We start from the raw sequence: 24,955 nt of genomic DNA on the forward strand, positions 1-24,955 counted from the left end.
CGCGCTGACGCGACGCCGCCGGTCGCCGGATTACCCCGTTTTGTCAGCAAACAGTCATAATTCCGCCCCGGTGCCGTCCCTCCCGCGACGGCGGGAAGCGCGTTTCATGTTCTCGTTGCAGACCATCTTCGGTTCCGGCAAGCAGTTCTACACCCTGCTCGACGAAGCGGCGCAGGCCGCCTACGACAGCACCAAGGCGCTGCATTCGATGATGCGCGAATCATCGGACCGGCAGCCGGCGCTGGACGCCTTCAAGCTGGCGCGGCTGCGCGAGCGCGCCGCGGCCGACAAGATCGGCCAGGCGCTGGTCGACAGCTTCATGACCCCGATCGAGCGCGAGGACATCGAGGCGCTGGGCTCGGCGCTGTACAAGATCCCCAAGCAGGTGGAGAAGTTCGCCGACCGCTATTCGCTGGCGGTGCAGCACCTGGAGCACATCGATTTCGCCCCGCGTGCGGCGATGCTGGAGCAGGCCGCGGCGGTGGTGGTGGAGATGGTCCACGACCTGCGCAACATGCACCTGGACCGGATGAGCGCGCTCAACGACAAGCTGCGCTCGCTGGAGAACGAGGCCGACCGGCTGATGCTGGAGCTGTACCGCGACATCTACTCCGGGCGCCTGGACAACCTGCAGATGTTCCTGCTCAAGGAGTTCTTCGAGATCTTGGAGAAGGCCATCGACCGCTGCCGCGAGGCCGGCGTGGTGGTCTACCAGATCGTGCTGAAGAACTCGTAATGGGCACGGTTCGGATCCGCTGCATGCGCGGCCGTGCCGCCATGCCCGCCGCCGCGACGCCGGCCTTCGGCGCTGCCGCCGGCGCGAGGAGCGCACGATGCTGACGCTGGTCCTGATCGTGATCCTGGCCGCGCTGGTGTTCGAGTTCATCAACGGCTTCCACGACACCGCCAACTCCATCGCCACCGTGGTCGCGACCAAGGTGCTCAGCCCCGGCTGGGCGGTGACCCTGGCCGCCGGCATGAACCTGGTCGGCGCGCTGACCGGCACCGCGGTGGCGATGACCATCGCCTCGGGCCTGCTCAACACCGACGTGGTGACGGTCACCCCGCAGGTGATCCTGTGCGCGCTGCTCGGCGGCATCGTCTGGAACCTGATCACCTGGTGGAAGGGCCTGCCGTCCTCGTCCTCGCACGCCTTGATCGGCGGCCTGTGCGGCGCCGGCCTGGCCGCGGCGCACAACAACTGGGGCGCGCTGATCTGGTCGCAGAACGTGGGCGACTGGGCCAAGAACAAGGGCCTGCTGTGGAAGGTGTTCGTGCCGATGATCACCTCGCCGATCGCCGGCTTCCTGCTCGGCATCGCGGTGATGCTGCTGCTGTGGGCGCTGATCGCCGGCCTGTCCAAGGTCGGCGGGCGCATCGGCCGGCTGGCGCGGCCGCGCTGGGTCAACGCCTTCTTCGGCAAGGCGCAGATCGCCTCGGCCGCGTACATGGGTTACGCGCACGGCCACAACGACGCGCAGAAGACCATGGGCATCATCGCCATGACCCTGGTCGGCGCGCAGAGCACCGGCGCGCTGGACGAGCTGCCGGCGTGGCTGGCGTTCCTGCACCCGGCCGCCAGCCAGGGCCAGGGCATCGCCACCTGGATCGTGCTGACCTGCGCGGTGGTGATGGCTGCCGGTACCGCCTCGGGCGGCTGGAAGATCATCAAGACGCTGGGCCACAAGATGGTCAAGCTGCACCCGATCCACGGCTTCGCCGCGGAGACCAGCTCGGCGACGATCCTGACCCTGGCCGCGCACTTCGGCATGCCGGTGTCCACCACCCACAGCATCTCCACCGCGATCATGGGCGTGGGCTTCGCCAAGAACCCGCGCTCGCTGCGCTTCGGCGTGATCGAGCGCATCGTCTGGGCCTGGATCCTGACGATTCCGGCGGCCGCCGGCGTGGCGTATCTGATTTTCCGGATGTTCGCGCTGTTTGGTTGGGCGGGGTGAAGCCGGGACCGGGGACCAGGGACCGGGGACCCGGAAGAGCGAAGCCGGGAACCCGCTTTTCCGGGTCCCTGGTCCCCGGTCCCCAGTCCCGACTCAATTAGCGCGATACATCGCCATCACATCCCCGCGCAACGCGCGCTGGCTGTCGGCGCGGTTGTAGAACATGTGGCCGCCGGGGTAGTTCTTGACCTGCACGCGGGTCGGGTCGTTGCCCATCACCGGCATCTGGTCCACGGTCAGCACCGAGCCCATGAACGGGCACGACAGGTCGTTCCAGCCGTGCACGATCAGCACCCGCAGCTTGGGGTCGATCGCCACCGCCTGGCGCAGTTCGGTCACCGAACCCTTGCGCAGTTCGTCGTTCCAGTCCCACAGCTTGTTCACGCCGTAGTTCAGCGCCTGGTAGCGCGCATCGACCTTCCAGCCGACCACGCGGGTCACGAAGTCGACCATCGCGGTGGTGGTCGGGGCGATGATGCTGTCCAGCAGCGGATCGTTGGCGCGCTGCTCCGGCGCGTTCGGGAACGGGTCGAACGCGGTCACGTTGGAGTCGTAGCGGCTGCCGAGCTGGCCCTTGTCGCGGAACACCTCGCGCAGGTAGGCCTGGGTCTCCAGGCGGCCGCCGGCGCGGCGCACGTACACCGGGTCCAGTCCGGTCATCGCCGCCACCTGCTGGACCATGCGTTCGCTGCCGGCCGCGTCCGAACGCCCGCGCAGCAGCGCGGTGACGTAGTCGCCGCGGGTGTAGTCGATCACCTGGCGCATCGCCTCCGGAGTCAGCCGCTGCTCGCGCTCCAGGTGCGCCGCGGCGATCGAGGGCAGGGTCAGCATCCACGCCAGCGGCGACACGTCGCCGTTGTCGTCCAGGGTCGGGTTGAGGTACGGCGAGACCAGCACCACGCCGTTCATCGCCACGCCCAGCTGGGTCTGCAGGTAATGGGTGATGCGCGGGCCGCGGAAGCCGCCGTAGCTCTCGCCGACCAGGTATTTGCGCGACTGCAGGCGCTGGTTCTTCAGCAGCCAGTCGTAGATCGTGCGCGACAGGTATTCGACATCGGCCTGCGGGTTGTAGAACTGTTTCTTGGCCTCCTCGTCGCCGATCCGCGAACGGCTGAAGCCGGTGCCGACCGGGTCGATGAACACCAGGTCGGTGAAATCCAGCCAGGTGCCGGGGTTGTCGTGCAGTGTGGCCGGCGCCGAGGCGCTGTCGCCCTCGCTGCCGAAGGCGACCACCTTCGGCCCGATCGCGCCCAGGTTGAGGTAGACCGACGCGGCGCCGGGACCGCCGTTCAAGGCGAAGGTGACCGGCCGGTCCTTGCCGTCCACGGTGTAGGCGGTGAACACCACGTCGGCGACGACCTTGCCCTGCGCGTCCTTCACCGGCAGCGTGCCGACCGTGGCGGTGTAGCTGAGCGACTTGCCGTCGACGCGGGTGACCTGGCGCACCTTCGCATCGGCCGGCAGCGCGGCCGGCTTGGCCTGCTCGGCGCTGTCGGCTTTGTCCGTTTTGTCGGTCTTGTCGGCATCGGCGGCCAGTGCGGCGGTCATCGGCAGGAGGGCCAGCAACAGCGCGGCCAGCAGGGGCTTGGACAGGGTCGGCACGATGGGCGCTCGGCAGAAGGGAAGCCGGCATGCTAGGCCGCGCCGAGGCGCGGGCGGATGTGCACAAAGGCATGGTCGAGGCGGGTCGCCGGCGGGCGTGCCGGCCTCGGCGCGAAGCGTCATCGGCGCCGGCTACAATCGCCGCCGTCGTTCGCGCTGCCCGGTCGGTCGTCATGTTCGCCGCTCGCTCGTGGTCACAGGCCGCGTTGCCGCTGTTGCTGCTGGCCGGCTGCGCCACGCCGCCGCCGCCCGCGCCACTCGTGTCGCCCGGCTCGCCGGCCGCACAGGATCCGCATGCGCATGATCGCCAGCGCCTGTGGCGGCTGCTGGACACGCAGTGCCTGCCGGCCGCGCGCGCCGGCCGCGATCCGGCGCCATGCAGCGAGGTGCATCCGCAACGCGGACAACGCTACGCGCTGATGAAGGACCTGCGCGGCGCCTCTCAATACCTGTTGATCCCGACCGTGCCGGTCAGCGGCATCGAAGACCCGCGCGCGCGGGCCGCGACCGCGCCGAACTGGCTGGCGCTGGCCTGGCAGGCGCGGTCGTGGGTCGAGCGGGCGCTGCGCCGGCCATTGCCGCGCACCTACGCCAGCCTGGCGATCAATGCGCCGGTCGCGCGCTCGCAGGACCAGTTGCACGTGCACATCGATTGCCTGGATCCGCAGGTGCGCGCGCAGCTGGACACGCTGCAGGCACGGATCGGGCCGGATTGGGCGCCGTTGCCGCAGCGCCTGCATGGCCATGTCTATCGCGCGATGCGCCTGGACGGCGCGGACCTCGACGCGCGCCCGTTGGCGTTGCTGGCGGGCAGCCTGCCGACGCCGCAGGCCATGGCGCGGCAGACGCTGGCGGTGGTCGGGGCGCGTTTCGGGGACGGCCGCCCCGGGTTCCTGTTGCTGGCCGGGGAGGCGGACCAGGGCGATGGCGGCGGCGGCGCGGAGGAACTGCAGGATCACGGCTGCACCGCGCTGGCACCGCGCGCCGGCGCCGAGATGGGGCCTACCAGGCCAGCGCCGGATCCGGATCCGGGCAGCGCGGCAACGGCCGGCAGATGAAGGCCAGGATGTAGATGTTGTCGTCGCGTGGCGCCGCTGCCTGCGCGGGCACGGCCGGCGCCGTGGGAGCCACAGGCGCGACCTCGGCCACGCGCAGGTCGCGCGCATACGCATCCAGTCGCAAGCGCCGCAACGTCGCCTGCGCGGCCACCGGCTGCGCCGCGACCGATGCCGGCCGCCCGATCGCGATGCGTGGCCGAAGCGTCGGTGCGGCGACGGTACGCAGCGGCACGCGCAGCGTCGTGGCGGCGGCCGGCGCCGCCATCTCCGGGGCGCCGCGCGGCGCAATCATGATGGCCGGCCGCCGGCGAATCCCGATCGGCCCCTCGGGCACGCGCGGGAGCAGCCGCGGCCGGATGATCCTGGTCGGGCTCAACCGCAGCTGCCGCAGCAGCATCGGGTCGAACCCCAGCGTCGCGTTGGGCGCCGTCGGTGCCGGCGCGCTCGGCTTGCGCTGCACCTGGATGTCGCGCGCGAACACCACGGCCACCGGATAGGCGGTGCAGAGGCCTTGCGCAGGAGACTGCCCGTCGCTGAGTTGCCGGTTGGCATCGGCGAAGCGCCAGAAGCGTGCCGCGAAGGCGTCCGCGCTGAACCAGGGGCGGATCAGCGCCGCCGAACTGAACTCGAAGCGCAGTGAGGCGATGCCCGCGTCCCCGCCGGCTCCCAGTCGTGCGCGCATCTCTGCCGGCGCCTCGGCCAGCGCCGCATCGATTTCCGCGCCGCTGAGTTCGAAGCGGCGCCAGGACCCTTCCTCCAGCGCGTTTCCGGGCGCATAGCTGGTCGGGTACACCTGCAACTGGTCGCTGGCGCGGGTCAGCGTGTCCATGTCGGGATTGCAGCGCCCTTTCCATTCGCTGAGCGTCTGCCACGGCGATTTTGCGCCGAGCCCGCTCACCTGGGCCTGCGCCTGTTCGACCGCATCGCGGTAGCCCAGCGCCGCCCAGTCGGCCAGGGCATCGTCCAGCCCGCGTTGCAGGGCGGGCTGCTGCAGGTCGTGCCAGGCCTGCACCTGCGCCGCGTCGCCAGCGGTGGCGGTGGCCTGCTGCGCCAGGTAGTCCTGCTGCAGCAGCAGGTAGCGATCGCGATAGCTGCGGTAGGCGAGCGCGGCGTCGGTCGGCAGGCGCCGGCCGTCCTCGTCCTGCCGGTACAGCACCGCCGATGCGGCCTGGTAGTCGGCCTCTTCCTGCGCGCTGCGGGTGGACTGGGCGAATTCGGCCTCGCGCAGCACCTGCGCGTAGACGTCCCACAGCAGGGTCTGGCTGTCGCCGCTCCAGGCGGGCCCATCGGGAACGCGATTGGCCAGCAGCGAGAATTCGATCAGGTGATCCAGTGCGCCGTCGCCGAGCAGGTCCAGCGCCGCAGGCGCGAACGCCAGCGGCGTGACCGGGAAGCTGAGGTCGGTGTCGTCGCTGCCGAATACGTGTTCGGCCTTGGCCATCAAGGCCAGTTGCGCGGCTGCGTCCATTGCAGGCGATTCCTTGAAGAAGGGAACATCGGGCGTGCGCAAGGCGGCAGGCGGCCGTTCGGCCGCCCGCCACTGCGACGCGGCGCCGCTCAGATCCAGTCGGTGATGCTGGGCAGCGGATCCGGCGACTTCGGGAACACGTGGCACTTGAAGCCGATGATCTGGGTGCCGTCGACCTTCATCGTCTGGCTTTCGCGGTCGTAGTGCCCCTGGCTGGAGCGCTCGCCGCTGGCCGAGCTGCGCCCGTGCGAACCGCCCATATGGAACGGACCGAACGAGAACACGCCGCCGCCGCTGGCGGAGGAGCGCTGCCAGGACTCGGCCATGTCGCTGAAGCCGGAGGACTTGGCGAAGCACAAGGTGAGGTCGCGGACCAGGATCAGCGAGGTCGGGTAGGCCGGCAGCAGGCCCTTGGCCGGGGTCGCGCCGTCGGAGGCGAACTGGCCCTTGGCCTCGGGGTTGTTCTGGTCCATGCGCCAGCTCTTGCTCATCAGGAAAGCGGTCTTGAACCAGGGCCGCACGATCGGCATCTGCGCGATGCTGAACTTCATGCTGAAGTGCTCCGAATCGAACTGCACGTGCGACTGGCTTTCGCCGCTGGCGTTGCTGGCCTTGCCGCCGCCGCCGAAGATGCCCAGGAAGCCGCCGCCGGCGCTGGTGCTGGAACGGCGCATCGCGTAGCTGGAGTTGCTGGAGCTGTTGTAGTCGGCGGAGCTGAAGCCGAATTCGGTCCAGCCGGCGTTGTCCATGAAGTTGCCCGGCACCACCGAGCTGTAGAAGAAGTCGCTGCCGGACACCAGGCTGGTCAGCCGCGCCTTTTCCAGATCGTCGCGGTACTGCTGCTTGAGCAGCGCCATGTCGCGCTGCATGACCTGGTCGATGAACGCGGCGATCTGCTCGTAGTCGTTCTTGTAGCCGTTGGACACCCAGTCGGACATCGCCGCCTTGACCTTGTTGCGCAGGATGTTGGCGTTGATCGCCCAGTTCTGCACCGCGCGCTGGTCGGCCGCGGCCAGGCCGTCGATGCGCTGGCTGTTGTATTCCAGCGCCGCGCTCATGTAGTCGACCATCTTCTCGTTGTAGGCCTTGACCAGCGGGCTCGGCTCGGTGACCTGGGTCTCGCTGTCGTCGATCAGGTTCTTCTTGGTGGTCGTGGTCTGCAGCAGGCCGCGGAACTTCTCGATCTTCTTCTTGATGTCTTCCGGCAGTTCGTTGTGCATGACCTGGCTCATGCGCAGGATGTACTCGTAACGCTCGGACAGCGTGCCTTCGTTGTTCATCACGCTCAGCGCGGAGAACTGGTTGTTGACGGTGGCGGCCAAGTCCGGCACGAAGTCGACCAGGCGCGAGAAATCCTCGGCCTGCTTCAGCAACTGCGCCGCGTCGCTGCCCTTCAGCGCTTCCAGCTGGCTGGGCGTCAGTTCCGGGGTGGTGGTGGTGCCATCGGGCTGGGTGGTGCGCATCTCGTCCAGCGCGGCCTTGCGCACCACGCCGGTGAGGCCCTGCTTCATGAAGCGCACGTCCTCGGGCTGCAGCGGAATGCCGGGCGTGGCCCAGCTGAAGAAATTGTCCTCGGATTTGGGGACGGTATCGTCGCCGTTGGTGAGGACGTTGTAGACCTTGCCCATGACCGAGTTGAGCATGACGTCGGGAGTGACGAGTGGCATGAAAGTGCTCCTTGCGATAGGAAGATGGGCGGCGTTCCCGCCGCCCTTGGTTTACGGAAGGTCGGCGATGACGGCGCCGTAGTAGTTGTCGACGAACGCCTGCTGCGGCACCGCCAGGTCGAAGCTGTTCTCGCCCCACGACCAGATCGACAGCAGCACGTCGTCCTTGCGGAACTTGAGCGTGCCGTCGTCGTTCTGCGGGCCGTCCATCACCGCCACGGTGATGTTGTTGAGCCCGACGATGTAGTGGTTGGGGAACAGGTCCAGCAGGAACTGGCTGTCCAGCGGACTGCCGCTGCTGCGCGCGGCGTGCAGCAGGTTGCTGTGGATCAGCAGCGCCACGTCGCGGCCCTCGCGGAACTCGATACCGGTGGCGTGCGGGATCCCGGCCGGCGAGGCCCAGTTGCCTTCGTCGCTGACCTGCGCATAGATGCCGGTGGCGCGCAGCCAGGCGGCTAGTTCCTCCGGGCGGGTCAGCCCGGCCAGCGTCTGCTCCGGATCGCCGATCCAACTGCTCTGCCAGAACGGCTGGTCGGTATTGCGGATCGCGCTGAGCAGCATCCAGTCTGCGCCGAAGGTGCCGGTGCTCAGGCTGCCATAGTCCTGCGCCAGCAGCGTGTCCATGGGGGCGATGGAGAGATCGCCCAGGTCGGCGCTGCCGTCGTCGTACAGCGTGGTGGCGAAGTTGGCGAATCCGAGCGGATCGCGGCTGGCCCACATCAGCAGCAGCGACGCCGGCCCGCACAGGTTCAAGGCGCCCTGGCGGATCAGGCGCGGGTTGTTGACCAGGTCGAGCAGGCGGTCGGCCACGTCGGCGCGATCCAGTCCATTCCAGGAACCGTTGCCCTCGGTGTCGCGGAAGGTGGCAATGACATCGCGCGCTTCGTCGATGTCGGAGACGCTGCGGGTATCGTTGGCGCGGGTGTCGGTGAGCAAGGCGTCGAGTTGGTCGAGATCGTCGAACGCCGGGGTGTCGGAGCTGTAGCCCATGATGGCTTCCTTTTCGTGGTTGATTCCTGGTGCGGCCGGCGCAATGCGGGCCACCCCATCAACAACGCCGCATGCGAAAAAAAGCGGACAGTCCTGTGCGAACTTTTTTGAGGCCGGAGATGTGGCCGAGCGTGGCCGCTTTGCGCGGCGATCACGTACGCGCATGCCGCGCGCGAGCCATTCTTTGCGTGTGCGCAGGCAATGCGCGCTGATGCGCTTGATCGATGCATGCAAGCGCAACGGCGGGGCCATTGCGTTCTCGCCTGCAGCAAGCGCGTTCGGCTATCGTGGGACGGCTTCGGCCCCGAATCCCTGTTGTAGGACGCGCGGCGAGGTTACTGTTTGGCTCGTCGCGACTGGAGTCGCTCTACAAAGGGCGGCTCGGCATGCAGTTGGCTGGATGGGTCCCACCGATATTGCAGCAGCACCGCCTTTCGGCATGCGCATGGTCGCGACTGAAGTCGCTCCTGCAGTGCTTGCGTCGTGTAGCCGGCGCACTGTGGGAGGGACTTCAGTCCCGACTGCAATCAGGCCAGGCGCGCAATGCAATACCTGTCGCTATTGCATCGCGGTCGCGGATCATCGAGCGGCGATCAAGCAGCGGGTCGCAAGAAGTGGGCGACCGCACCGAATCCCGAAGCATCGATCCCGACGAAATGCCTCAGACCTCCAGCGAAGCCAGGTCGCCCTTGCTCTCCAGCCACTGCTTGCGGTCGCCGGCGCGCTTCTTGGCCAGCAGCATGTCCATCAGCGATGCGGTCTCGTCGCCTGCGTCGACGGTCAGCTGCACCAGCCGCCGCGTGTCCGGATGGATGGTCGATTCGCGCAACTGCTGCGGGTTCATTTCGCCCAGTCCCTTGAAGCGGGTCACGCTGAGCTGGCCCTTGAGCTTCTCGCGCGCGATCTTCTCCAGCAGCGAGCGCTTCTCTTCCTCGTCCAGCGCGTAGAACACCTGCTTGCCCACGTCCACGCGGAACAGCGGCGGCATCGCCACGAACACGTGGCCGGCATCGACCAGCGCCGGGAAGTGGCGCAGGAACAGCGCGGTCAGCAGGGTGGCGATGTGCAGCCCGTCGGAGTCGGCGTCGGCCAGGATCACCACTTTGCCGTAGCGCAGCCCGCTGATGTCGTCCTTGCCCGGGTCGCAGCCGATCGCGATCGCCAGGTTGTGCACTTCCTCGGAGGCCAGCACGCTGCCGGAGGCCACTTCCCAGGTGTTGAGGATCTTGCCGCGCAGCGGCAGGATCGCCTGGAAGTCCTTGTCGCGCGCCTGCTTGGCGCTGCCGCCGGCCGAGTCGCCTTCCACCAGGAACAGCTCGGTGCGCGACAGGTCCTGGCTGATGCAGTCGGCCAGCTTGCCGGGCAGGGCGGGGCCGGAGGTGACCTTCTTGCGGGTGATCTGCTTTTCGGTCTTCAGCCGCGCGCTGGCGCGGTCGATCGCGATCTGCGCGATGCGCGTGCCGGTTTCCACGTTCTGGTTCAGCCACAGGCTGAAGGCATCGTGCGCGGCGCCTTCGATGAAGCCGGCGGCCTGGCGCGAGGACAGGCGTTCCTTGGTCTGGCCGCTGAACTGCGGGTCGGTCATCTTCAGCGACAGCACGAAGGTGACGCGGTCCCACACGTCTTCCGGCGCCAGCTTGACGCCGCGCGGCAGCAGGTTGCGGAAGTCGCAGAACTCGCGCAGCGCGTCGGTGAAACCGCTGCGCAGGCCGTTGACGTGGGTGCCGTGCTGCGCGGTCGGGATCAGGTTGACGTAGCTTTCCTGCACCAGCTCGCCGTCGGCGACCCAGGCCACCGCCCAGTCGACGATCTCGCGGTCCTTCTTCAGGTTGCCGACGAACAGGTCGGCCGGCAGCAGTTCGCGCTCGGCCAGCTCGCCCTTGAGGTAGTCGCGCAGGCCGTCCTCGAAATACCAGGTGTCCTGCTCGCCGGTCGCCTCGTCGTGCAGCTTCACGGTCAGCCCGGGGCACAGCACCGCCTTGGCGCGCAGCAGGTGGCGCAGCGCGCGCACCGCGAACTTGGGCGTGTCGAAATACTTGGGGTCGGCCCAGAAGCGCAGGCGCGTGCCGGTGTTCTTCTTGCCGACGCTGCCGACGATCTCCAGCTTGGATGCCGGGAAGCCGTCGGCGAATTCCATCCGGTATTCGTTGCCGTCGCGCTTGATGAACAGCTCGACCTTCTTCGACAGCGCGTTGACCACGCTGACGCCGACCCCGTGCAGGCCGCCGCTGAAGGTGTAGTTGCGGTCGTTGAACTTGCCGCCCGCATGCAGCCGGGTCAGGATCAGCTCGACGCCGGAAATCTTCTCCTCCGGATGGATGTCCACCGGCATGCCGCGGCCGTCGTCGGACACTTCGCAGCTGCCGTCCTTGAACAGCGTCACCTCGATGTGCCGGGCGTGGCCGGCCAGCGCCTCGTCCACCGCGTTGTCGATGACTTCCTGCGCCAGGTGGTTGGGGCGGGCGGTGTCGGTGTACATGCCCGGCCGGCGCTTGACCGGGTCCAGGCCAGAGAGAACTTCGATGTCGGCGGCGTTGTAGCGGGTATTCATGCGTCTCAACAGGTGGCGCGAAGCAGATTCGGAAAGTGTGCGGTCTGCGGCGGTTTTTTGCACGTCGCCGGTGTTCAGGGCCGGTGCCGTGGCGATGGGCTAGCCTGGCTCTGGAAAAACCGCGGCGGCATCCCCATTGTCGTTGCAGCCTCACCCAAGGAGTACGCCATGAACGTTCGCAAGCTGTTGACCCTGGCCGCGCTGGTCGCCGCCGCGGTGGCCATCCCGGTGGCGATGGCCCAGGCGCAGAGCCCCGATCCGGCCACCTCCGGCGCTGCCGCCTACGAGGCGCAGGTCGCGAAGGAAAAGGCCGAAGCCGACGCCAAGGCCAAGCGCCGCGCCGCCGCAGCGGCCGAGCACAAGGCCGGCAAGGACGCGGCCGCGCCGAAGAAAGAGGAAGAAGAGGAAGCGCGCAAGCCCTGATCGCGCGCCCTGTTTTGCCTTGCGACGCCCCGGTTGCCGCCGGGGCGTTTTTCTTTATGTGCGGTCGATTCGTCCGAAAGCGCTTGGGCAAATCGGCTTCACCCGTTAAACTATGGCTTTCCGGGAGGCCTTAGAGCCATGACCCCCCTGATCTTCGTTACCGGCGGCGTAGTGTCCTCGCTTGGCAAGGGCATCGCGGCCGCTTCGCTTGCGTCCATCCTCGAAGCACGTGGCCTGTCGGTCACGATGATGAAGCTGGACCCCTACATCAACGTCGACCCGGGCACGATGAGCCCGTTCCAGCACGGCGAGGTGTATGTCACCGACGACGGCGCCGAAACCGACCTGGACCTGGGCCACTACGAGCGCTTCGTGCGCACCCGCCTGTCGCGCAAGAATTCGGTCACCACCGGCCGCATCTACGAGAACGTGATCCGCAAGGAGCGCCGCGGCGACTATCTCGGCGCCACCGTGCAGGTGATCCCGCACATCACCGACGAGATCCGCCGCTGCGTCGACGAAGCCACCGCCGGGTTCGACGTGGCCCTGGTGGAGATCGGCGGCACCGTCGGCGACATCGAATCGCTTCCGTTCCTGGAGGCGATCCGCCAGGTGCGCACCGAGCGCGGTGCGGAACGGGCGATGTTCATGCATCTCACCCTGGTGCCGTACATCGCCGCCGCCGGCGAACTGAAGACCAAGCCGACCCAGCATTCGGTCAAGGAACTGCGCTCGATCGGCATCCAGCCCGACGTGCTGCTGTGCCGCTCGGAGAAGGCGATCCCGGATTCGGAGCGGCGCAAGATCGCGCTGTTCACCAACGTCTCCGAGCGCGCGGTGATCAGCGCCGCCGACATCGACGTGCTCTACGGCATGCCGCTGGAACTGCACCGCCAGGGCCTGGACGAGATCGTCATCGACCAGTTCAAGCTGCGCGACAAGGTCGGCCCGGCCAACCTGTCCGAATGGGAAGCGGTGGTCGACGCAACCAAGCATCCGCTCGACGAGGTCACCATCGCCGTGGTCGGCAAGTACGTCGACCACCAGGACGCGTACAAGTCGGTCGGCGAGGCGCTCAAGCACGGCGGCCTGCGCCAGCGCACCAAGGTCACCTTGAAGTGGCTGGAGGCGCAGGAACTGGAAGGCAGCGACCTGTCGGCGCTGGCCGACGTGGACGGCATCCTGGTCCCCGGCGGCTTCGGCGACCGCGGTTTCGAAGGCAAGGTGCTGACCTCGCGCTATGCGCGCGAGCACGGCGTGCCGTACTTCGGCATCTGCTACGGCATGCAGGCCGCGGTGGTCGACTACGCGCGCCATGTCGCCGGCCTGGACGGCGCCAACAGCACCGAGAACGACCGCCAGTCGCCGTACCCGGTGATCGGCCTGATCACCGAATGGCGCACTGCCACCGGCGACGTCGAGAAACGTGACGAGAAGTCCGACCTCGGCGGCACCATGCGCCTGGGCCTGCAGGAACAGCGGCTCAAGCCGGGCACGCTGGCGCGCGAGCTCTACGCCAAGGACGTGGTGTCCGAGCGCCATCGCCACCGCTACGAGTTCAACAACCGCTACCGCACCCAGCTGGAGGACGCCGGCCTGGTGGTCTCGGCCAAGTCGATGGACGACACGCTGGTGGAGATGGTCGAGCTGCCGCGCGAGACCCATCCGTGGTTCCTGGCCTGCCAGGCACACCCGGAGTTCCTGTCCACCCCGCGCGATGGCCACCCGCTGTTCATCGGCTTTGTGCGCGCCGCGCGCGAGAAGAAGGCTGGCGGCAAGTTGCTTAAGGAAGCGCGGGCGTAATTCCTTCTCCCATCGGGAGAAGGTGGCGCGAAGCGCCGGATGAGGGTCCGGGCGAAGCCTCGCGTACCCAAATTCCACGAGGCTTCGCCCGTACCCTCACCCCAACCTCTCTCTCCCACGGGACTTCCTTCGGTCGCCGCCGGGAGAGGGGCTCAAATCAATAGGTGACCTGATGAAACTGTGTGACTTCGAAGTCGGCCTTGACCAGCCGCTGTTCCTGATCGCCGGCCCGTGCGTGATCGAGTCGATGCAGCTGCAGCTGGACGTGGCCGGCAAGCTCAAGGAGATCACCGGCAGGCTGGGGATCAACTTCATCTTCAAGTCGAGCTTCGACAAGGCCAACCGCACCTCCGGCACCAGCTTCCGCGGTCCGGGCCTGGAAGAAGGCCTGAAGGTGCTGGATGCGGTGAAGCGGCAGATCGGCGTGCCGGTGCTGACCGATGTGCACGAGTACACCCCGATGAACGAAGTCGCTGCGGTGGTCGACGTGCTGCAGACGCCGGCGTTCCTGGTGCGCCAGACCGACTTCATCAGGAACGTCTGCGCGGCCGGCAAGCCGGTCAACATCAAGAAGGGCCAGTTCCTCGCGCCGTGGGACATGAAGCCGGTGGTGGACAAGGCAAAGTCGACCGGCAACGAGCAGATCATGGTCTGCGAACGCGGCGCCAGCTTCGGCTACAACAACCTGATCAGCGACATGCGCTCGCTCAGCGTGATGCGCGACACCGGTTGCCCGGTGGTGTTCGACGCCACCCATTCGGTGCAGTTGCCGGGCGGGCAGGGCAGCAGCTCCGGCGGCCAGCGCGAATTCGTGCCGGTGCTGGCGCGTGCCGCAGTGGCGGTGGGCATCTCCGGCCTGTTCGCCGAGACCCATCCGGACCCGTCCAAGGCCCTGTCCGACGGCCCCAACGCCTGGCCGCTGGACCGTATGGAAGAGCTGCTCGAAACGCTGATGGAACTGGACACGGTAACCAAGAAACACGGGTTCGCGCGCTTCGCATGACGTCCGACCCATGGGCGCTGGCGGCGTCGCGCCGGCAGCGCCGGCACTGGCGCCATTGGCCCTGGGGCTGGATGGCGTTGGCCCTGTCGATCGGTGCCTGGGCCTGTCTGGCCGTCATGGCGTTCCTGGTCGCCGCCAGCATCGGCATGCCGGGCGACGGCAGCCATGCAATGCAGGCCACGCGGATCCCGATGCTGGTCACGCTGGTGGTGGGCGCGCTGCTGACCGTGGCGTGCCTCATCGCCAGCCCGGCGGCGTTCTGGCTACGTCGCCAACCTGCCGCAGCGGCCATCGCGCTCGCGCTGCTGCTGGTGTTGGCGCTTTTGTTTGGCGTGTCGCTGCTGGGCTTGAGGGCCTAGCGGCGCACTGGCCGGCCCGTCACGCGTCTCAGCGCCGTGCGATTTGGCAATGGGCCGGTGTGCGGCGATAATCCGGCAGCTTGTTTCCGGTGTACTTTCCCCCTTACTGGTAACCGATCGGACCTATGACCACTATCGCCAAGATCCACGCCCGCGAGATCCTCGATTCCCGCGGCAATCCCACGCTCGAAGCGGAAGTCACGCTGGCCGATGGCTCGCTGGGCCGCGCCGCGGTGCCGTCGGGTGCGTCCACCGGCACCAAGGAAGCGGTCGAGCTGCGCGACGGCGACAAGACCCGTTACCTGGGCAAGGGCGTGCGCAAGGCGGTGGAGAACGTCAACACCACCATCGCCAACGCGCTGCAGGGCTTCGACGCGGCCGACCAGCAGGGCTTGGACCGGCGCCTGATCGATCTCGACGGCACCGAGAACAAGGGCCGCCTGGGCGCCAACGCGCTGCTCGGCGTGTCGCTGGCCAACGCGCACGCGGTGGCGGCCTCGCGCAAGCAGGCGCTGTGGCAGTACCTGGCTGGCGCCAACACCGCCAACGTGGCACTGCCGGTGCCGATGATGAACATCATCAACGGCGGCGCGCATGCCGACAACAACGTCGATTTCCAGGAATTCATGGTGCTGCCGGTCGGCGCCGCTTCGTTCTCCGAGGCGCTGCGCGCCGGCACCGAGATCTTCCACGCGCTCAAAGCGGTGCTGAAGGGCCATGGCCTGTCCACTGCGGTCGGCGACGAAGGCGGCTTCGCGCCGGACTTCCGCAGCAACGTGGAAGCGCTGGATACCATCCTCGAGGCGATCGGCAAGGCCGGCTACACCGCAGGCGAAGACGTGCTGCTGGGCCTGGACGTGGCTTCCAGCGAGTTCTACGACAACGGCAAGTATCACCTGGTGGGCGAGGGCAAGCGCCTGACCAGCGAGCAGTTCGTCGACTTCCTCGCCGACTGGGCCGCGCAGTACCCGATCGTCAGCATCGAGGACGGCCTGGCCGAGGACGACTGGGCCGGCTGGAAGCTGCTGACCGACCGCCTCGGCAGCAAGGTACAGCTGGTCGGCGACGACCTGTTCGTGACCAACCCGAAGATCTTCAGGCAGGGCATCGAGTCCGGCACCGCCAACGCGATCCTGATCAAGGTCAACCAGATCGGCACCCTCACCGAGACCCTGGAAGCGATCGCGATGGCCGACAAGGCCGGCTACGCGGCGATCGTCTCGCACCGGTCCGGCGAGACCGAGGACACCACCATCGCCGACATCGCCGTGGCCACCACCGCTACCCAGATCAAGACCGGCTCGCTGTGCCGCAGCGACCGCGTGGCCAAGTACAACCAGCTACTGCGGATCGAGGAAGCGCTGGGCAGCGGCGCGCGCTACGCGGGGCGCGACGCATTCGTCTCGCTCAAGCGGTAGGCCGTGCGCAACTGGCGCTGGCTGCTGCTGGTGCTGGCGGGACTGCTGGCGTGGCTGCAGTACCGTTTCTGGTTCGGTCCGGGCAATTCCGGCGAGGTCCTGGTGCTCGAAAGCCAGGTCGAGCACCAGAAACGCGATAACGAAGGCCTGCAGCAACGCAATGCCGCACTCGCCGCCGAGGTCAAGGACCTCAAGGACGGCGAGGCGGCGATCGAGGAGCGCGCGCGTAGCGAACTGGGCATGATCAAACCGGGCGAAAAGTTCTACCGCGTGGTCGAGGATGCGCCGGTGCCGACCGCGCCGGCCGCCGACGGCATGCCGGCGCCGGCGCCGGCTGCGCCGAGCGAACAACCCTGATGGCCACGGTCTGGGCCGTGGTGCCGGCCGCCGGTCGCGGCACCCGCTTCGGCAGTCCCGTGCCCAAACAGTATCTGCAGGCCGGCGGGCAGCCGTTGATCGCGTATGCGCTGCAGGCCTTGCTGGCGCATCCGGCGGTCGCCGGGGCGATGGTCGCGCTCGGCGCCGACGATGCCGACTGGCCGGGCTGGACCGACGTGGCCGGCAAGCCGGTGCTGACCTGCGTCGGCGGCAGCAGTCGCGCCGGTTCGGTGCTGGCCGCGCTGGAGGCCTTGCCGGAGACGGTCAAGGCGGACGATTTCGTGCTGGTGCACGACGCGGCGCGGCCGAACCTGGCGCTGGCCGACCTGGACCGGCTGCTGGAAACCGGGCGCGGCGATCCGGTCGGCGCGATCCTGGCCGCACCGGTGCGCGACACGCTCAAACGTGCCGGCGACGATGGCGGCATCGACGCCACCGAGCCGCGCGAGCGGCTGTGGCGCGCGCTGACCCCGCAGCTGTTCCGGCGCCTGCAGCTGACTCGGGCGCTGGAACAGGCCGCGGCGGCCGGGGTCGAAGTCACCGACGATGCGATGGCGATGGAGTTGCTGGGCCTGCGGCCGCTGCTGGTCGAGGGCGCCGAAGACAATTTCAAGGTCACCACCCCGGCGGATCTGGCGCGTTTCGAGTTCGCGTTGTTCCAGCGGAACGGGTGATGAGGTTCGAAGCGTCCGTCGCCCATGCGTGGCTGCAGCTGGCCGAGCGCGACGCGATCGTGTGCGACCCGCTGGACATCGCGCGTGAGGCGCAGGCCAACCTGTGGGCGTTCTCGCCGCGCGAGGACCAGAACGTAGGCATCGAGACGGAGTCGGTGACGCGCTTCGTGGAGGCGGTCGCCGCCAGCCGGCATGCCGCATTGATCGATGCCTCGGCACCGGCGATGACCTTTTACTGCTGGCACGACCGCCAGGTGCGGCAGTTGCGTTTCAGCCTGGTCTCGTCTTCGCATGGACGCCTGCCGTTCGCGCGCGCACCCAGAGCGGTGGCGCTGCGCGATGTCGTCGCCAGCGTGGTGCACGACGACTGGCTCAACCCGGCCTGGGGCGCGCAGGACGATTCCGGTTCCGGGTCTGCGCCGCCCGCCGAATTTCAGGCATTCGTGCTCGCGTTGAACGGTCGCGCCTGATGGCGATGCGACCGGTCGCCGGCACTCATACATAGGATCGATATGGCCGACAACGCCGCGCTTCCCCCCTTCCGCATCGGCCAGGGCTACGACGTGCACGCCTTCGGCGAGGGCGACCACGTGATGCTCGGCGGCGTGCGCGTGGCGCACGAACGCGGCGTGCTCGCGCACAGCGACGGCGACGTGGTGATCCACGCGCTGTGCGACGCGCTGCTCGGCGCGCTGGCGCTGGGCGACATCGGCCAGCATTTCCCGCCGTCGGACGCGCGCTGGAAGGGTGCCGACAGCGCGCAGTTCCTGAGCCATTGCGAGCAGCTATTGCGCGAGCGCGGCTGGCAGCTCGGCAACGCCGACGTCACCGTGATCTGCGAGCGGCCCAAGGTCGGCCCGCATGCGCTGGCGATGCGCGAACGCCTGGCCGCGCTGCTGCAGGTCGACATCGACCGCGTCAGCGTCAAGGCCACCACCAGCGAGAAGCTGGGTTTCACCGGCCGCGGCGAAGGCATCGCGGCGCAGGCGGCGGTGCTGCTGGTGGCGCTGTGAGCGACCTGCCGCGCGCATTCGGCGCCGCGCCGCTGCAGGCGCGCATGCGCAGCGTGGCCGAAGACTTCCAGGTCGACGAACTGCCCGCGTTCGAGCCCAGCGGCGAGGGCGAGCACCTGCTGCTGACCGTGCGCAAGCGCGGCATGAACACCGCCTTCGCCGCGCGCCGCCTGGCGCAATGGGCCGGCGTGGCGGACATGGCGATCGGCTACGCCGGCATGAAGGACCGCCACGCGGTCACCACCCAGCGCTTCTCGGTGCACCTGCCCAAGCGCGTGGCACCGGCGCTGGAGGCGCTGCACAGCGAGGACCTGCAGGTGCTGCAGGCGCAGTGGCACAACCGCAAGCTGCCGCGCGGCGCGCTGGCCGGCAACGGTTTCGTGCTGGTGTTGCGCGAGGTGCGCGGCGAGCGCGACGCGATCGAGGCGCGGCTGGCGCAGATCGGCGCGCGCGGCATCCCCAACTGGTTCGGCGAGCAGCGCTTCGGCCGCGACGGCGGCAACGTCGGCGCCGCGCTGGCGATGTTCGACGGACGCCGGGTGCGGCGCGAGCAGCGTTCGCTGCTGTTGTCGGCGGCGCGTTCGGAGTTGTTCAACCGCGTGCTGGCCGCGCGCGTGGCGGCGGGCAACTGGGACGCCGCACTGGACGGCGAGGTATGGCTGCTCGACGGCAGCCGTAGCGTGTTCGGTCCGGAGCCCTGGTCCGACGTATTGGCCGAACGGCTGCAGCGCTTCGACATCCATCCATCGGCGCCGCTGTGGGGCGCTGGCGAACTGCGCAGCGCCGATGCGGCGCGTGTGCTGGAGCTGGCGGCGTTGGACGATGCGACTTCGACGCGTCTGCGCGAGGGCCTGGAGCGCGAAGGCCTGAAACAGGAGCGGCGCGCCACCCGGTTGCGCGCGGCTGAGCTGCAATGGCGCTGGCTGGACGCGGACGATGGCGCGCTGGAGCTGCGTTTCGCATTGCCGCCGGGCAGCTACGCCACCGCGGTGCTGCACGAGCTGGGCGAGATCGCCGACGCGGGGCAGGGCGCGCAGGGCGAGCCGGCGGCGCAGGAATGAGCCGCGCGGCGCTAGGGCGTGCCATCGATTGCCGAGCAGGTCGCGTTGGGTCTGTCAGGCCGCCAGTCGGTGCTGCGTGGCGCAGCGCCTGACTGGCGGTCAGGTCAAGCCGCGCGGCGCCGGCTGGCGGCCTGACAGGCCCAACCCGCAGGGCCGCTCTTGCGCGCGCGGTGCCGTGTCATCGCTGTAGCTCACTTCCTCCCTCTCCCTGCCCGCGCACGTATGCGCAAGAGTGGCGCGGGCCTGCTCGGGGATTGATGACACGCCCTAGGTCAGCGCCGCGCCAGCAGCACCAGCATCGCCCCGGTGCCGCCTTGCGTGGGCGGCGCCGAATGGAACGCCAGCACGTCGTTGCGCTGACGCAGCAGGCGGTCGACCAGATTCTTCAGCATCGGAATGCCGCCGGACTGCAGGCCCTTGCCGTGCACGATGCGCACGCAGCCGTACTCGTGCGCGTGCGCCTCGGCGATGAACTGGCGCAGCAGCGCCTCGGCCTGCGCCGCGTTGGCGCCGTGCAGGTCGAGTTCGTCCTGGGCCGAGAACTGGCCGCGGCGCAGGCGCTGGAACACCCGCGCCGGCACGTTCTCGCGGCGGTAGCTGGCCACGTCGCCGGCCTCCAGCGGCGCGCTGTCGCGCAACAGGCGCTGGAACTCGCTCTGCGCCTCGGCGTCGTCGCGCTCGGCCATGCGCGCGCGCGGCTTCGGCCGCGGCTTGGCATTGGCCGGCGGCGTCGCGTTGATCGGCGTAACCGCACCGATCGCCGCGCGGAACAGGGCGGCGGGATCTTCGTCTTCGGGCTGCGACATGCGCACAGCCTAACCTGCCGACGCCGTCACGCAAGCGCGCTGTCAGCGACCTGGCAGGATGCATCCGGTATCATGCCCGGGTTTCCGAGGAGCACCATGCGCGTATTGGTTTCTAACGACGATGGCGTCGACGCCCCCGGCATCAAGATGCTGGCCGAGCAACTGCGCGGCGCGGGCCACGAGGTGACCGTGGTCGCACCGGACCGCGATCGTTCCGGCGCGAGCAACTCGCTGACCCTGGACCTGCCGATCCGGATCAAGCGCATCGACCCGCACACCTGCAGCGTCGCCGGCACCCCGACCGACTGCGTGCACCTGGCGCTGACCGGCATGCTCGAGGACGAGCCGGACATGGTGGTGTCCGGGATCAACAACTCGGCCAATCTGGGCGACGACGTGATCTATTCGGGCACCGTGTCGGCGGCGATGGAAGGCCGCTTCCTCGGCCTGCCCGCGGTGGCGATGTCGCTGGTCACCCACAACCACGAGCCGAAGCACTTCCAGACCGCCGCGCGCGCCGCGGTGGAGATCGTGGCGCGGCTGAAGGCCGATCCGCTGCCGGCGGACACCATCCTCAACGTCAACGTGCCGGACCTGCCGTGGAGCGAGATCAAGGGCTTCGAGGTCACCCGGCTCGGCAACCGCCACCGCTCCGAACCGTGCCTGCCGCAGCCGGACCCGCGCGGCGGCACCGTATACTGGATCGGCCCGGCCGGCCGCGAGCAGGACGCCGGCCCCGGCACCGATTTCCACGCGGTGCGCACCGGCTTCATCTCGATCACCCCGATCCAGGTCGACCTGACCCGCTACCAGGCGCTGGAGACGGTCGCCAGCTGGGTCGGCGGCCTCACCGCCGCGCTGGACAACCCGGCATGACCCCGCGGCTACGCCTGCAACCGGAAGCGATCGGCATCGGCATGACCTCGCAGCGCGTGCGCGACCGCTTGGTCGAGCGCTTGCGCGAGGCCGGCATCGGCGACGAAGCCGTGCTCAACGCGGTGCGCACCGTGCCGCGGCACCTGTTCATCGACGAAGCGCTGGCCTCGCGCGCCTACGAGGACACCGCGCTGCCGATCGGCCATGGCCAGACCATCTCGCAGCCGTGGGTGGTGGCGCGGATGACCGAGACCGTGCTCGAGGCGGCGCCGAAGAAGGTGCTGGAAGTGGGCACCGGCTCCGGCTACCAGGCCGCGATCCTGGCCGCGCTGGGGCTGGAGGTCTATACGGTGGAGCGCATCGGCGACCTGCTGCGGCAGGCGCGCAAGCGCTTGCGCCAGCTCGGCATGAACGTGCGCAGCAAGCACGACGACGGCCGCATCGGCTGGGCCGAGCACGGCCCCTACGATGCGATCGTGGTCACCGCCGCGGCGCCGGCGCTGGTCGATGCGCTGGTCGCGCAGTTGGCCCCGGGCGGCTGCCTGGTTGCGCCGGTCGGCGGCCCTTCGTCGCAATCGTTGGTGCGCCTGCGCCGCGACGCCGACGGCCGGATCGAGCAAGACATCCTGGCGCCGGTGACCTTCGTCCCGCTGCTGTCGGGCATGCTGGATTGAGTCATGCTGGATTGATCATGCTGAATTGAATCAGCCTGAATTGAATCACCCCAGATTGAATCAGTGGAGTTGCGTTGGATGAAGATATTCGGGCCGTTGTACGAACGCGCCATCGGCTGGTCGCGGCACCGCCGCGCCCCGGCGTTCCTGACCGGGCTCAGCTTCGCCGAGGCGATCGTGTTCCCGGTGCCGCCAGAGGTGATGCTGGCGCCGATGTCGCTGGCGCAGCCGCGGCGTGCGCTGTGGTTCGCCACGCTGAGCCTGATGGGCTCGCTGGCCGGCGCGCTGGTCGGCTACATGCTCGGCCATTTCGCCTTCGCCGCGGTGCAGCCGCTGATCGAATGGCTGGGCTGGACGCAGAAGATCGATGCGCAGGTGAGCCATCTGCGCGAAGTGGTCGCCGAATCGCCGTGGCGCGCGTTCTGGCTGCTGGTGCTGGCCGGTTTCACGCCGATCCCGCTGAAGATATTTACCTGGGCCTCAGGCATCGTGGGAATCCCGCTGCTACCGTTCCTGGCGAGCATGTTGGTCGGCCGCGGCAAGCGGGTGTATCTGGTGGCCGGCGCGATCCGCCTGGGCGGGCCGCGCGCGGAAGCCGCGTTGCGTCGCTGGATCGAACCGCTCGGTTGGATCGCGATGGCGATCCTGGCGCTGCTGGTGGTGTGGGTCCTATGGAGAGCGAAGTACGGATGAGCGTCGATCGGGTGGTGCGTAACGGCCTGCGTTGCAGCGTGTGGTTGCTGGTGGCGGCGGGACTGGGCGCATGCAGCAGCGCCACCGTGGTGCGCACGTCCGGCGCGCCCGGCAAGTCCGGCGCGCCGGTGGCGCGTCCTTCGGTGCCCAAGCCCGGGGTCAGCGTCAGCGTGCGCCGCGGCGACACGCTGTATGCGATCGCCCGCGTCAACAACATCAGCCCGCAGGACCTGGCCGCCTGGAACCGCCTGCCGCCGCCGTACACAATCTACCCGGGGCAGTCGCTGAAGCTGTATCCCCCAGGCGGCGGTGGTGGCACGGTCGTGGCGCGACCCGGTAGCACTGCAGTGGTGCCGCCGCCGAGTTCCGCGGGAACCGTCGCGCGGCCGCCGGTCGCGGCGCCGACCCCGGTCAGCAGCGGCTTCAACTGGCGCTGGCCGGCCGAAGGCGCGGTGGTCAGCCGCTTCGTCGTCGGCGAGACCACCAAGCAGGGCGTGGACATCGCCGGCAGCAGCGGCCAGGCGGTGCGCGCGGCCGCCGACGGCGTGGTGGTGTATTCCGGCGCCGGCCTGGTCGGCTACGGCGAACTGATCATCATCAAGCACAACGAGCAATGGCTGTCGGCCTACGGCCACAACCGCAAGCGCCTGGTCAACGAAGGCCAGAACGTGAAGGCCGGCGAGCAGATCGCCGAGATGGGCCGCAGCGGCGCCGCGCGCGACATGCTGCACTTCGAGATCCGCTACAACGGCAAACCGGTCGACCCGCTGCTATATCTGCCCAGCAAGTAACCGGCACGTCGTTCGTTGGGCGGATCCCCCGGCCCGGCGCAGCGCGCCGGGCGCTCAGCGGCGCTAGGTCCGGTGGACCGCAAGCGGCGCCGCTTCGCCCGCTATAACGGCAAACCGGTCGACCCGCTGTTGTATCTGCCCAGCAAGTAACCGGCACGTCGTCGATTGGGCGGATCCCCGGCCCGGCGCAGCGCGCTGGTAGATTGAAATTGAAAGACGAGGCGCGCGCCCGCACAGCGGGCGGCCGCGGCGTTGCTCAGCCTTCGAGCAGGAACCCGACCGCCACGCGCCGGCCTTCGGCGGCCAGCACGTTGTAGGTGCGGGCGGCGGCGGCGTTGTTCATCACTTCGATGCCGATGCCGCGGGTCAGGAACAGTGCCAGCGCGGCGGCGGGCGGGAATACTTGGCGTTCGCCGGTACCCAGGATCACCAGCGCCGGGTTCAGCTCCAGCAGCGGCTGCAGTTGCTGCGGCTGCAGCTCGGCCGCGGCCGGCGCGTCCCAGTGCTCGACCAGGGTGTCGGGGGCGAGGATGAAACTGCGGGTCAGCAAGCGGTCGTTCACCTTCGCCTGGCGGCCGTCGGCCATGCGCAGGGTGTAGGCGTAGTCGGGCAGGTCCTGGGTCAGCTGCATGATGTCACCGAGCAGTGGATCAGCCGCGTGGCAGCACGATCTGGCGGTCTTCCTTGGCCGGGCGGTACAGGATCGCGGTGTGGCCGATGCGCTGCACCAGCACGCTGTGCGATTGCTCGACCAGGCTGGCGATGCTCGCGTCACGGGCCTCGCGGTCGTCGCCGCCGACCTTCACCTTGACCAGTTCGTGGCGCTCCAGCACCTCGTCCAGTTCGGCCAGGAAGGCCGGCGTGACGCCCTTGCCACCGATCTGCAACAGGGGTTTGAGGTCGTGCGCCAGGCCGCGCAGGAAGCGGTTCTGGGACGGAGTCAGGCTGATCGACATGCAGGCGGGAGCGGGGTTGCCAAGGGCGATCAGGGTATCATGGCCGCCCACCACGACCGCGATCCCATGGCAACCCGCAGCAAAAGCAGCCAACGCTGGCTCCGCGAACATTTCGCCGACCCCTTCGTGAAGAAGGCCCAGGCCGAAGGCATGCGTTCGCGTGCCGCCTACAAGCTGGAAGAGTTGCTGCAGCGCGACAAGCTGCTCAAGCCGGACATGCTGGTGGTCGATCTCGGCGCCGCGCCGGGCGGCTGGTCGCAGCAGGTGCGCAAGTCGCTGGGCGAGCGCGGCCGGGTGCTGGCGCTGGACATCCTGGAGATGCCGCCGCTGGCCGGCGTGGAGTTCCTTCACGGCGACTTCAGGGAGGAGGAGGTGCTATCGCAGTTCGAGGAAATGCTGGGCGGCAACCCAGTAGACCTTGTGCTGTCGGATATGGCCCCCAATAAAAGCGGCATGGATGCGGTGGACCAGCCGCGGATGATGCATCTGGCCGAATTGGCGATGGCGTTCGCCGATACCCACCTGAAGCCGGGCGGTGCGTTCCTGATCAAGCTGTTCCAGGGCGTCGGGTCCGACGACTACATCCGCGAGATGCGCCGCCGTTACGAAAAGGTGTCCATCCGCAAACCGGCGGCGTCGCGCAAGCGTTCGCCGGAGGTCTATGCCCTCGGGCAGGGCAAGCGTGCCCAGATCAAGTAAGCTGAACCCGTCGCATCACGCATCGAGAACGAGT

Annotated in this window: 26 protein-coding genes; 18 read left to right on the forward strand and 8 right to left on the reverse strand. The window is 68.7% G+C overall.

All coding sequences use genetic code 11. The annotated features are described in order from the left end of the window. Positions 1–106: 106 nt before the first annotated feature. Both VDQ83_RS05770 and VDQ83_RS05775 read left to right on the forward strand, forming a co-directional pair. Positions 107–736, forward strand: coding sequence for a DUF47 domain-containing protein (locus tag VDQ83_RS05770; protein WP_455434189.1), 630 nt, complete (start codon positions 107–109; stop codon positions 734–736). A 97-nt stretch (positions 737–833) separates the two neighbouring features. After that, a complete protein-coding gene (locus VDQ83_RS05775) occupies positions 834–1,958 on the forward strand; it encodes an anion permease (protein ID WP_455434190.1) in 1,125 nt (374 codons plus the stop codon). 93 nt (positions 1,959–2,051) lie between these two features. Here VDQ83_RS05775 and VDQ83_RS05780 read toward each other — a convergent pair whose 3' ends face one another. Next, on the reverse strand, positions 2,052–3,506 hold the full coding sequence (locus VDQ83_RS05780) for a S10 family peptidase (protein WP_455434286.1): 1,455 nt from the start codon (positions 3,504–3,506) through the stop codon (positions 2,052–2,054). A gap of 227 nt (positions 3,507–3,733) precedes the next feature. Between VDQ83_RS05780 and VDQ83_RS05785 the strand changes: the two genes are divergently transcribed. Beyond that, positions 3,734–4,618 (forward strand): CDP-diacylglycerol diphosphatase, encoded by an 885-nt coding sequence (locus VDQ83_RS05785; protein ID WP_455434191.1) that lies wholly within the window; start codon positions 3,734–3,736, stop codon positions 4,616–4,618. Here VDQ83_RS05785 and VDQ83_RS05790 read toward each other — a convergent pair. The 4 genes from VDQ83_RS05790 to parE all read right to left on the reverse strand — a co-directional run bounded on the left by VDQ83_RS05790 (position 4,563) and on the right by parE (position 11,294). Next, a complete protein-coding gene (locus VDQ83_RS05790; protein ID WP_455434192.1) occupies positions 4,563–6,086 on the reverse strand; it encodes a hypothetical protein in 1,524 nt (507 codons plus the stop codon). The genes VDQ83_RS05785 and VDQ83_RS05790 overlap by 56 nt on opposite strands. Before the next feature lie 89 nt (positions 6,087–6,175). After that, positions 6,176–7,753 (reverse strand): hypothetical protein, encoded by a 1,578-nt coding sequence (locus VDQ83_RS05795; protein ID WP_455434193.1) that lies wholly within the window; start codon positions 7,751–7,753, stop codon positions 6,176–6,178. A 51-nt stretch (positions 7,754–7,804) separates the two neighbouring features. After that, positions 7,805–8,743 (reverse strand): hypothetical protein, encoded by a 939-nt coding sequence (locus tag VDQ83_RS05800; RefSeq protein WP_455434194.1) that lies wholly within the window; start codon positions 8,741–8,743, stop codon positions 7,805–7,807. Between the two features lie 661 nt (positions 8,744–9,404). Then, positions 9,405–11,294 (reverse strand): DNA topoisomerase IV subunit B, encoded by a 1,890-nt coding sequence (gene parE / locus VDQ83_RS05805; RefSeq protein ID WP_309915137.1) that lies wholly within the window; start codon positions 11,292–11,294, stop codon positions 9,405–9,407. A gap of 168 nt (positions 11,295–11,462) precedes the next feature. Here parE and VDQ83_RS05810 point away from each other — a divergent pair, with 168 nt between their 5' ends. The 10 genes from VDQ83_RS05810 to truD all read left to right on the forward strand — a co-directional run bounded on the left by VDQ83_RS05810 (position 11,463) and on the right by truD (position 19,426). Next, positions 11,463–11,717, forward strand: a complete 255-nt coding sequence (locus VDQ83_RS05810; RefSeq protein WP_185826391.1) for a hypothetical protein — start codon at positions 11,463–11,465, stop codon at positions 11,715–11,717. A gap of 138 nt (positions 11,718–11,855) precedes the next feature. Then, positions 11,856–13,520 carry a CTP synthase gene (locus VDQ83_RS05815; RefSeq protein ID WP_309915141.1) on the forward strand — a complete coding sequence of 555 codons (1,665 nt, stop codon included), beginning with the start codon at positions 11,856–11,858 and terminating at the stop codon, positions 13,518–13,520. Positions 13,521–13,692: 172 nt separating this feature from the next. After that, entirely contained in the window at positions 13,693–14,523 is an 831-nt protein-coding gene (gene kdsA, locus VDQ83_RS05820) for a 3-deoxy-8-phosphooctulonate synthase (protein ID WP_455434195.1), read from the forward strand. Positions 14,524–14,594: 71 nt separating this feature from the next. Next, positions 14,595–14,882, forward strand: coding sequence for a hypothetical protein (locus VDQ83_RS05825; protein WP_309915147.1), 288 nt, complete (start codon positions 14,595–14,597; stop codon positions 14,880–14,882). A gap of 125 nt (positions 14,883–15,007) precedes the next feature. After that, positions 15,008–16,300, forward strand: coding sequence for a phosphopyruvate hydratase (gene eno / locus VDQ83_RS05830; protein WP_263398075.1), 1,293 nt, complete (start codon positions 15,008–15,010; stop codon positions 16,298–16,300). Positions 16,301–16,303: 3 nt separating this feature from the next. Further along, entirely contained in the window at positions 16,304–16,657 is a 354-nt protein-coding gene (gene ftsB, locus VDQ83_RS05835) for a cell division protein FtsB (protein WP_455434196.1), read from the forward strand. After that, the gene (ispD, locus tag VDQ83_RS05840) at positions 16,657–17,352 is read left to right on the forward strand and encodes a 2-C-methyl-D-erythritol 4-phosphate cytidylyltransferase (protein WP_455434197.1); all 696 of its coding nucleotides are present in this window, start codon (positions 16,657–16,659) and stop codon (positions 17,350–17,352) included. The genes ftsB and ispD overlap by 1 nt, the downstream gene beginning before the upstream one ends. After that, positions 17,352–17,822: a hypothetical protein gene (locus VDQ83_RS05845; RefSeq protein ID WP_455434198.1), complete on the forward strand. Its 471-nt coding sequence runs from the start codon at positions 17,352–17,354 to the stop codon at positions 17,820–17,822. The genes ispD and VDQ83_RS05845 overlap by 1 nt, the downstream gene beginning before the upstream one ends. A gap of 42 nt (positions 17,823–17,864) precedes the next feature. Next, positions 17,865–18,365 carry a 2-C-methyl-D-erythritol 2,4-cyclodiphosphate synthase gene (gene ispF, locus VDQ83_RS05850; RefSeq protein WP_455434199.1) on the forward strand — a complete coding sequence of 167 codons (501 nt, stop codon included), beginning with the start codon at positions 17,865–17,867 and terminating at the stop codon, positions 18,363–18,365. Beyond that, positions 18,362–19,426 (forward strand): tRNA pseudouridine(13) synthase TruD, encoded by a 1,065-nt coding sequence (truD, locus tag VDQ83_RS05855; protein WP_455434200.1) that lies wholly within the window; start codon positions 18,362–18,364, stop codon positions 19,424–19,426. The genes ispF and truD overlap by 4 nt, the downstream gene beginning before the upstream one ends. A 272-nt stretch (positions 19,427–19,698) precedes the next feature. On the opposite strand, the gene VDQ83_RS05860 is transcribed toward truD, so the two are convergent. After that, on the reverse strand, positions 19,699–20,232 hold the full coding sequence (locus VDQ83_RS05860; RefSeq protein ID WP_309915166.1) for a Smr/MutS family protein: 534 nt from the start codon (positions 20,230–20,232) through the stop codon (positions 19,699–19,701). Between the two features lie 96 nt (positions 20,233–20,328). Here VDQ83_RS05860 and surE point away from each other — a divergent pair, with 96 nt between their 5' ends. From surE to VDQ83_RS05880, 4 genes are all read left to right on the forward strand, one after another. Beyond that, positions 20,329–21,108 carry a 5'/3'-nucleotidase SurE gene (gene surE / locus VDQ83_RS05865; RefSeq protein ID WP_309915168.1) on the forward strand — a complete coding sequence of 260 codons (780 nt, stop codon included), beginning with the start codon at positions 20,329–20,331 and terminating at the stop codon, positions 21,106–21,108. After that, positions 21,105–21,782, forward strand: a complete 678-nt coding sequence (locus VDQ83_RS05870) for a protein-L-isoaspartate(D-aspartate) O-methyltransferase (RefSeq protein ID WP_263398082.1) — start codon at positions 21,105–21,107, stop codon at positions 21,780–21,782. Before surE ends, VDQ83_RS05870 begins: the two co-directional genes overlap by 4 nt. Before the next feature lie 78 nt (positions 21,783–21,860). Continuing rightward, positions 21,861–22,475: a YqaA family protein gene (locus tag VDQ83_RS05875; protein ID WP_263398083.1), complete on the forward strand. Its 615-nt coding sequence runs from the start codon at positions 21,861–21,863 to the stop codon at positions 22,473–22,475. Continuing rightward, positions 22,454–23,266, forward strand: a complete 813-nt coding sequence (locus VDQ83_RS05880; RefSeq protein WP_455434201.1) for a peptidoglycan DD-metalloendopeptidase family protein — start codon at positions 22,454–22,456, stop codon at positions 23,264–23,266. The genes VDQ83_RS05875 and VDQ83_RS05880 overlap by 22 nt, the downstream gene beginning before the upstream one ends. 256 nt (positions 23,267–23,522) lie before the next feature. On the opposite strand, the gene VDQ83_RS05885 is transcribed toward VDQ83_RS05880, so the two are convergent. After that, positions 23,523–23,897: an Mth938-like domain-containing protein gene (locus VDQ83_RS05885; RefSeq protein ID WP_263398085.1), complete on the reverse strand. Its 375-nt coding sequence runs from the start codon at positions 23,895–23,897 to the stop codon at positions 23,523–23,525. A gap of 19 nt (positions 23,898–23,916) precedes the next feature. Further along, entirely contained in the window at positions 23,917–24,222 is a 306-nt protein-coding gene (yhbY, locus tag VDQ83_RS05890) for a ribosome assembly RNA-binding protein YhbY (protein WP_003471333.1), read from the reverse strand. 66 nt (positions 24,223–24,288) lie between these two features. On the opposite strand from yhbY, the gene rlmE reads away from it, so the two are divergent. Further along, a complete protein-coding gene (gene rlmE / locus VDQ83_RS05895) occupies positions 24,289–24,921 on the forward strand; it encodes a 23S rRNA (uridine(2552)-2'-O)-methyltransferase RlmE (RefSeq protein ID WP_263398438.1) in 633 nt (210 codons plus the stop codon). Positions 24,922–24,955: the final 34 nt, after the last annotated feature.

The sequence above is a fragment of the Xanthomonas sp. WHRI 7945 genome, from assembly GCF_035026585.1.